At 69.8% G+C, this 9,712-nt stretch carries 1 protein-coding gene; it reads right to left on the bottom strand.

Going from position 1 to position 9,712, the window contains the following annotated elements; all coding sequences use genetic code 11:
• Positions 1-22 precede the first annotated feature (22 nt).
• Positions 23-9,361 carry an amino acid adenylation domain-containing protein gene (locus ACFW6D_RS11405; protein ID WP_379327151.1) on the bottom strand — a complete coding sequence of 3,113 codons (9,339 nt, stop codon included), beginning with the start codon at positions 9,359-9,361 and terminating at the stop codon, positions 23-25.
• Positions 9,362-9,712: the final 351 nt, after the last annotated feature.

Genomic DNA, 9,712 nt, shown 5'->3' on the forward strand with positions numbered 1-9,712 from the left:
TGCGACACACCCGGCGCCACAGTCATCTCAGATCGTCGAGCCTCACCACGTTCGGTACCCATTCCGGCACGAATGAAACCGCTCGGTCCACAATGACCGCCTGCAAATCCTCCAGCGGTTGCGCTCCGAGCTCGGTCATCCGATCTCCGGCGATGAACAGGTGCGTCACCCATTCCTCGGCCAGCTGGTCATGCAGCGACAGCGTACCGTCCGCAAACACCACCGAAGCACCGGCCGCACCGGCCACCAGCAACTCGACCAATGCGGCGCGGGAGCGACTCGTGTCCGCGGACAGCGTGCGCGACTCGAAAGTCACGTCCGTGGCCTCGCCGACCGCGCTCACCAAGGCCGCGAGTTCATCGAAGGTCACCACGACCTCGCCGACGAACGCGGGGACCTCACCCCGCAGCGCGCTCACGCGGTGCGCGTAGGTGACCGGCCCCGGCGACTTGGCAGCTATCGCCGGATCGTCGAGCGTGAGCCAGTCGAGTGCCGGTGCGCCCGCACCGACGCCGACCTCGACCACGATCCCAGCGGGCAGGGCACCGGACTCGTCCAGCGGCACCACTGCGGCACCCGCCTTGAGGACCGCCCACGCCGCCACCGCAGCCTCGACACCTCGCACCGAACCCACCGCGACACCGACACCCGGCCCGCAACCACGCTCGATCAGCGCCCGCGCCAGCCGCGACGAACGCGCGTCGAGCTCGGCGTAGGACAGCGCCTCCTCGCCCCACACCAGGGCCGGACCGTCGGGATCCTCGTCCACCACGGCGGTCAGCAGCTGCGGCAGCGCGATGCCGCGCAGCGCCGAGGACACGCTCGCCGACGCGACCGCCTGTGCGCGTTCGGCGTCGTCGAGGATGTCGACCGAGCCGACGGCCACGAGGGGATCGGCCGCCACTGCCGCGAGCACCCGCTGCAGCCTGCGGCCGAAGGCGGCCACGGTGGCCTCGTCGAAAACGTCGGTGGCATAGGTCAAAGCGACGCCGAGGCCCGCGGGGGCACCGTCGTCACCTTCGCGCGGATCGACCGTCACCTGCAGGTCGAACTTGGCGGTGACCAGTCCGTTCTCCATGGCGGAGACCGTGAGACCTGGCAGCTCCAGCGAGGGCCGTTCGGTGTTCTGGAAGGACAGCACGACCGGCAGCAAAGTGTCGCCGGTGGCTCCGGCGGCCTCGGCCACCTGCTCGAACGGGATGTCGGCGTTGCCGAAAGCGGCCAGATCGGTGTCGCGCGCCCGATCGACGAGTACGTCGAAGCTGGCGGTCTTGTCGACCTGGGTGCGTAGCGCGAGGGTGTTGACGAACATGCCGACGAGATCGTCGAGCACCCGTTCACCGCGACCGGCGATCGCGGTACCGACCGTCACGTCGTCGCTGCCGGTCATCCGGCTCAGCAGCGCCGCGAGGCCCGCGTGCACCACCATGAACAGGGATGCGTTGTGCGCCTTGGCGATCCGGAGCAGCCCGGCGTGTACGTCGGCCGGGACGACGAGCCCGGTCTCGGCACCGGCGCCGGTCCGTACGGCCGGTCGCGACCGATCCAGCGGCAGCGTCGCGGTCCCCGCACCTGCCAGCCGTTCCCGCCAGAACCCCAGCTGACGCGCTGCGGCGGACTCGGGATCGGTGACCTCGCCCAGCACCGCGTGCTGCCAGAGCGCGAAGTCGGCGTACTGCACGGGCAGCGGAGTCCACTGCGGCGAATCACCGTGGCAGCGTGCGGCATACGCGGTGATCAGGTCACGCGCCAGCGGTGCGAGGGAGACACCGTCGGCGGAGATGTGATGCACGACGACCACCAGATAGTGCTCATCGGTGTTGTCGGTGAACAGCGTCGCCCGCACGGGAACCTGTGCGGCAGCGTCGAATCCGGTCGACAGCAGTTGCGCGGCCTGATCGGCGGCATCGGCCAGCGGACGCACGGTCAGGCCACCGGGCAGCGCCTCGGCCACCGACACGATGTGCTGGAACGGCAGGCCACCGGGACCGTCGACGGGGAAACTGGTGCGCAGCGCCTCGTGCCGCTCGAGCACATCGTCGACGGCCAGGCGCAGGGCGTCGACATCGAGTGCGCCTGCCAGTCGCAGCGCCAACGGGATGTTGTACGAAGGGGATTCGGGATCGAGCTGGCTGAGCACCCACATGCGCTGCTGTGCCAAGGACAGCGGCACCCGGTCGGGCCGTTCGACCGGCACCAGCGGCGGACGCCGGTCCGCCACACCGGCGACGACGACGGCGGCCAGTGCCACCACCGAGGGTCGCTCGAACAGATCGCGGACGGTGACATCGGCCCCGAGTGCCTCATTGATCCGCGATACCGCCCTGGTGGCCAGCAACGAGTTGCCGCCGAGGGTGAAGAAGTCGTCGTCGAGGCCGACCTGTTCCACCCCGAGCAGTCCGGCGAAGACCTCGGCGACGGCCCGCTCCGCCTCGGTGACCGGCGCGCGGTACTCCCCCGCGCCGACGACGGTCGGGGCGGGCAGCGCCTTACGGTCGAGCTTGCCGTTCGGGGTGAGCGGCAACGCGTCGAGCACCATCAGGGCGTCGGGAACCATGTAGCCGGTGAGGAATTCGCCGACCTCGGCCCGCAGGGCGACCGGATCGAGCACCGAATTCGCCTCGGGCACAACATATCCGAGCAGTCGGTCGACTTCGTCGTCGGTGCGAACCAGCACTACCGCCTGGCTCACGCCTTCGCAACGCAGCAACGCGGACTCGATCTCGCCGAGCTCGATACGGAAACCACGCAGCTGCACCTGCTGGTCGCTGCGGCCCGCGTACTCGAGGTCGACGACGCCGTCCACCTCGGCCCAGCGACCGACGTCGCCAGTGCGGTACATCCGTGAACCGGGTGCGCCGTACGGATTGGCGACGAACCGCGTGGCGGTCAGCGCCTGGCGACCCAGGTAGCCGCGCGCGAGCTGATCGCCGTCGACGTAAATCTCCCCGCGCACGCCGATCGGCGCCGGGCGAAGGCGCTCGTCGAGCACCCGCGCGGACAGGCCGGGCAGCGGGCGGCCGATGACGCTGGCCGGACGCTGGGCGAGCTGGGGGTCCAGCGCGAGGAACGACACGTGCACGGTGGTCTCGGTGATGCCGTACATGTTCACCAACCGCGGCGCGTCGGCCGGGTGCCGCTCGTACCAGCGCGTCAGCTGACGCAGGTCGAGGGCCTCGCCGCCGAAGATCACGTGCCGCAGCGCCAGTTCGCCCGCCGACGCGGTCCGGTCGGCCTCGGCGAGCTGATAGAACGCCGACGGCGTCTGGTTGAGCACGGTCACGCCGTCGCGAATCAGCAACTCGCGGAACAACTCCGGCGAGCGCGAGGTGAGGTGGTCGACCACCACGACCGAGCCGCCTGTGGCGAGCGCACCCCACAGCTCCCAGACCGAGAAGTCGAAGGCGAAGGAGTGGAACATCGTCCACACATCGGAGGCGTCGAACTCGAACTTGACCTGGCTGTTGGCGAACAGTTCGGCCACGTTGCGGTGCGCGACGCCGACGCCCTTCGGCACACCGGTGGAGCCCGAGGTGTAGATGACGTACGCGAGATGGTCGGGGCGCAACGGGGATCGGCGGTCGGCGTCGGTGACCGGCGCGTCGTCCTCGACGGCGATCTCGTCGAGCAGCAGCACCGGCGTCTGCCCGGCGGGAACCGCCGCGAGCTCGTCGGCGGTGGTCAACACGCACACCGGCGCCGCGTCGCCGAGCATGAACTCGAGTCGCTGTGTCGGGTACGCCGTGTCGATCGGCAGATAGGCCGCACCGGAGAGCAGGACGCCGAGCAGAGCGATCGGCAGGCGCTCGTCACGCGAGACGGCAACCGCCACCAGCGATTCCGGGCCGGCGCCCGCCGCGATCAGCGTGCGGGCGACGGCACTGGAGCGGCGCAGCAGCTCGCCGTAGGTCAGGGTGGTCGCGTTGAACCGGACAGCGGGTGCGTCCGGCGTGCGCAGGGCACGGTCGGTGATCAGGTCGGCCAGGGTGACCGCGCCCGCGTCGACACCGGGGGTGGTCCAGGCCTCGAGCAGGGATGCGCGTTCGCCGGGGGCCAGCACATCGATGTCGCCGAGTACCACGTCCGCGTCGGCGACCGCCGCGTCGAGAATCCGGCCGAACCGCGCGGCGAAGCCGGACACGGTATCGGCGTCGAAAAGCTCAGCGGCATAGGCGAACACGAGCGTCATGCCGACCGGCTCGCCGGTCCCGTCCAGCTGCTCCACCGCATGCAGGGTCAGCTCGACCGGTGCGGTACCGACGGTGTCCTCGCCCAGGGTCAGTGCGGCCCGGAACGGCGGCGCGCCCGCGCTCACGCGGATCAGGTCACGCACGTGGGCGAGCGGTTGGGAACCGGTGTCGGCCTGGACGAATGCCGCCGCGTCGGCCTGTCGCAACTGTTCGAGCAGTCCGGCGAACGTATCGCCGGGAGCGACCTCGGTCGTCACGACCACCGGCTCGGTGACCATACCCTCGGGCGGGTAGGCGCCGATCGCGACGGAACGCTCGTCGGCCAGCCGGGCCAGCAGGGCGGCGTAGGCGGCGTGCAGCACGGTGAACAAGGAGATACCACGTTGGGCGGCAAGCTGATTCAGCGCCGCGTGCACGCTGACCGGAACTTCCGTGCGCACCTCGGCGACGGTGTGCTCGGCGCGGGCCGCACGCGGTCGATCGACCGGCAGTTCCAGCCGATCGATCGTCGCGGCGGGCGCTTGCCACCAGTCCTGTTGTGACAGCGGCACTTCCGCGCCGTCGTGACCGGTGAACCGGTCGATCAGCAGACGCACGATGTCGGCGAGCGCGCGAGCACCCGCATCGGAGACGGTGTCGCGGCGATTCCACATCCGAACCTTCAGTCGCGGACCGGATTCCACCACCACCGCGACCGGATAGTGGGTGAAGGTCACCGACTGGATCCCGCCCACCGCCAGCCCGTCGATCGAGGATCCGGCCTCCTTCAGGCCCTCCTCGTCGATCGGATAGGACTCGTAGGCCACCAGCGAATCGAACAGACCACCGGTGCCCACCGCACTCTGGATCTCGGCGAGGCCGAGGTAGTGGTGGTCCATCAGGGCGGCCTGCTCGGCCTGCAGCGTGCGCAGCAGATCGCGCACCGAGCCCGCGTGATCGAGACGCACCCGCACGGGCAGCGTATTGACGAACAGACCGATGATGTCGTCGACACCGTCCAACTGCGGCGGTCGGCCCGCGACGACCGCGCCGAACACCACGTCGTCGCGGTCGGTCAGTGCGGCGACGATCAGACCCCAGATCGCCTGCATCACCGTGTTCACGGTGACCTCGGACTCCGCCGCGAACGCACCCAGCGCCGCCGACTGATCCTTGGAGAGCGCGAATTCGATTTCCCCGACACCGATTTCGGGCTGCGCGGGCGGCGCGAGCACCTCCGCGACGGCCGTCGGCCGGGCACCCGACAGCGCCGACTGCCAGCGCTGCATCGTCACATCGCGGTCCTGCCTGGCCAGCCAGGCCAGGTAGTCGCGGTACGGGCGCACCCGGGGCAGCATCGTCGCGTCGCCGTGGGTGGCGTAGAGGACCAGCAGATCCTTCATCAGCAGCGGCAGCGACCAGCCGTCGAAGAGCAGGTGGTGCGAGGTGAGCACCAGCTGGATCCGCCCGGATACGGTGCGGTACACCGTGAATCGCACCAGCGGCACCTGCGTGAGGTCGAAACGGGTGCGCTGATCCTGCTCCAGCAGCGCGGGCAGTTCCGCGTCGACGACACCGTCGATCACCTGCCACGGCACATCGAGACCGTCCACCACGACCTGCGTCGGCGTGCCGTCTGCGGCGGTGACGAACACCGAGCGAATGCTCGAATTGCGGTCGAGCACGGCCTGGGCGGCCCGGCGCAGCCGTTCGAGGTCGACGTCGCCGCCCAGCTCGAGGGCGAACTGGATGACGTAGTCGTCGGTCTCCCCCGCGGTGAGCTGGGAGTGGAAAAGCAGGCCTTCCTGCAGCGGCGACAACGGCAGCACGTCGCTCACGCCCGGATAGTCGACCCGCCAGCGATCCAGCTCCGACTGTGACACCCGCACCAGCGCGACGTCGGCCGGGGTGAGGCCACCGGCCGCCGGATCCTGGGTGTGGCGGGCCACCGCGGTCAGCGCCGCGACCCAACCCTGCGCCAGCTCACGGACATCGGACTCGTCGACCACGCCCGCGGCGTACTGGAACGACACCGACATGCGCGGTCCGGCCTCGCCGTCGGTGACGATCGCGTTGATGTCGACCACCATGCCCGCCGGCATCGTGGGATCCTGTTCCGCGCTGATCTCACCGAGCGCGTCGGTGGGCAGGAAACCGGCGCCTGCGAATTCGGCTGCGGCCGAATCATTCCCGACCCGGCCAAGGTAGTTGAAGCCGATCTGGGCGATCGGACCGGTGAGCCCACCGGCGGTGGCCGGATTCAGATGACGCAGCAGGCCGAAGCCGACACCACGGTCGGGCACCGCGAGCAGCTGCTCCTTGATCGAGCGCAGCGTCGCGGCGGTTTCGGCGCCGCCGTCGAGTGCGGCGGCGGTGTCGATCTCGGACAGGTCGAGCGCGATCGGGTAGACGCTGGTGAACCAGCCGACAGTGCGGGTGAGGTCGACACCGGGCACCACCGATTCCTCACGGCCGTGCCCTTCCATCCGGATCCGGGTCACCGGCGCGGTGATGCCGCGATCGGTTCGCCACTGCCGCACGGCCAGCGCGAGCGCGGCGAGCAGGCCGTCGTTCACACCGGTGCGGTACAGCGCCGGAACTTCGGTCAGCAGCGCCTCGGTGACCTCGGTCGGCACCTCGACGCTGAACCGCCGCACGGTCGCGTAGGTGTCGGCGACCGGGTCGAGTGCCCGCGTGCCGAGCAGCGGGTCGGCGGCGGTGAGAACCTCACGCCAGTAACCGATCTCGTCGGCCCTTGTGCTGTCGGCGGCCGCGTCGACCAGGGCGTGCGCCCAGCGCCGGAAGGAGGTGCCTACCGGGTCGAGGCCCACCCGCTGCCCGGCGGACAGCTGTGCCCAGGCGGTGACGAGGTCGGGGATGATGATGCGCCAGGAGACGCCGTCGACGACCAGGTGGTGCGCGGCCACGATCAGGGCATCGGTGGCATCGGGCCTGCGCAGCCAGGTGAAGGCGAGCATCCGTCCCGCGGCCGGGTCCAGCCGATCGAGCGCGGAATCCAGTGCGGTGCTGCCGATTTCGGTCAGTTCGTCGGCCGAGACGCCGGCCGGGACGTCGACCTCGGTGAGCAGAGCCTCGACGTCGTAGCCGTCGGCCGGTGGCATGTCGAGCCGCCAGGCGCCGTCTTCGTTGATCACGCGTGAGCGCAGCACGTCGTGATGGGCGAGCACGGCGGTCAGGGTGCTGACCAGCCCGGCGCGGTCGATGCCGTCGGGCAGGCCGAGCGTCATGTTCTGCGAGAAGCGGCCGAAGACACCTTCGTCGAGGTATTGGGTGAGCACCGGCGTCGCGGGGGCCGCACCGACGCCACCGCCCGGCAGCTCGTCCAGGCGCACGACCTCGGTGTCGTCACCGACCGCGGCGACCTTGGCCAGCGCGGCGACGGTGCGATGCTCGAAGACGTCCTGCGGGGTGAAGGCGATACCCGCGGCCCTCGCCCTGGCCACCAGCTGCATGGACAGGATGCTGTCGCCACCGATGGCGAAGAACGAGTCGTCGGCGCCGACCTCGGAGAGCCCGAGCAGCGTGGCGAACAATGCGGCAAGCGCGGTCTCCACCGGACCCTCGGGCGCCCGGGAGGTGCCCGAGTCGAACACCGGTTCCGGCAACGCGTTTCGATCCAGCTTGCCGACCGGGGTCAGCGGGATCTCGTCGAGCACCATGATCGAGGCGGGAACCATGTACGCGGGCAACACCTCCCGCAGATGATCGCCCAGCGCGGCGATATCGACTGTCGCGCCGGGACTCGCCAGCACATACGACACGAGCGCGGTCGCACCCGAAGGCAGCGTCTTGCCGAGGGTGGCCGCGTAATCGATGGCGGAATGCGTGGTGAGCGCGTTGTCGATCTCACCGAGTTCGATCCGGAAGCCACGGATCTTCACCTGGAAGTCCGAGCGGCCCATGTACTCGATGACACCGTCACCGGATTCGCTGCGCCGCACCAGATCTCCGGTGCGGTAGAGCCGCGCGGTCGGGTCACCGGACTCGGCACCGAAGGGGCTGGCGACGAACCGTTCCGCGGTGAGCGAGGGACGGTTCAGGTAACCCTGCGCGAGCGCGGGGCCCGACAGATACAGCTCACCGATCACCCCGGCAGGCACCGGCCGCAACCGCGAGTCCAGCACGAACGCACCCACACCGGCGATCGCGGCACCGATCGTCACCGGCGCGGCCGGATCCATCGGCGGCGTGCTGGTGGCCAGGATGGTGGCCTCGGTGGGGCCGTAACCGTTGTAGAACTCGCGCTCGCCGACGGCCCAGCGCCCGACCAGTTCCGGCCCGAACTTGTCACCGGCGACGACCACGACCCGCAGGTCGTCGAGGTCGCTCGCATCGACCGACTCGAGCGCGCCCGGGGTGATGAGCATGTGCGAAACCTGTTCGCGGCGCAGCAGATCCGCGAGCTCGAAACCACCGAACACCGCAGGCGGGGAGATCACCAGAGTGGCGCCCGCCGAGAAGGTGAGCAGCAGTTCGAGCACCGACACGTCGAAGTTCGGCGAGCACACGTGCAGCACGCGGGAATCGGCGTCGACGCGGTAGTGCGCGCGCTCGGCGGCGACCAGACCGGCCAGACCGGTGTGGGTCACCACCACGCCCTTGGGCTTGCCGGTGGAACCGGAGGTGTAGATGACGTAGGCCGGGTGCCGCTCGTCGAGGGTGCGGATCCGGTCGGTGTAGGAGATCGGGTGCGCGGGCTGCGCCGCGATGTCGGCGGCCGTCGCGGCGTCGTCGAGCTCGAGCCAGGTCAGGTCGGAGCCGAGCTGCTCGCGATGGGCGGCGGTGGTGAGCCCGAGGGCCGCGCCGGAGTCGGACACGATGTGGGCGATGCGGTCGGCCGGGTACTTCGGGTCGACCGGGACATAGGCGGCGCCGGTCTTGGCGATGGCCCACACCGCGAGCACGGATTCGATCGAACGGGCGATACCGATGGCGACGACGTCACCGGGGCCGATGCCACGGGCAATGAGCGCGCGGGCCAGCCGCGAGGACTGCTGATCGAACTCGGAATAGGTGAGCTGACGCTGATCGGCGGGATCACCGGTCGGATTGAACCGGACCGCGACCCGATCGGCGGCCGACTCGACGGCTCCCGTCAGTAACTGCCCGAATGTCGGACTGCTCGACCGGCGACGACGGGGACCGCGGGCAGAACGACGGGCAGTTTCCATTCGAGTTCATTCACCTCTCATCGAGCCTGAACGCGCGGCGACCCCGCACAGTGCAGATCGAGCCATCATATAGACCGGCGACGCGAGCCAGACCCAGCGTGCCCCCAGCACCCAGGGGTCCACAGGAGTATCGGCACACCCACAGAACGTGTTGCCGCATAAAACAGCAAAGTGACGGGGCTCATAAGAACCACCGTCACACGCTCACACAACGCTGAACATACTTCCCGACCCAGCCCCCCACGACCCGACCTCGAGGAGGGTCCGCCGACGCAGTCGGCGGTTCGCGGCCGTCCCGCTGTTCAGGCGCCGTTGCGTACGCGACGAAGGAGCAAGCAACGGTGCCTGAAC

It is taken from the genome of Nocardia sp. NPDC058705, assembly GCF_042749305.1.
Lineage (GTDB): Bacteria > Actinomycetota > Actinomycetes > Mycobacteriales > Mycobacteriaceae > Nocardia.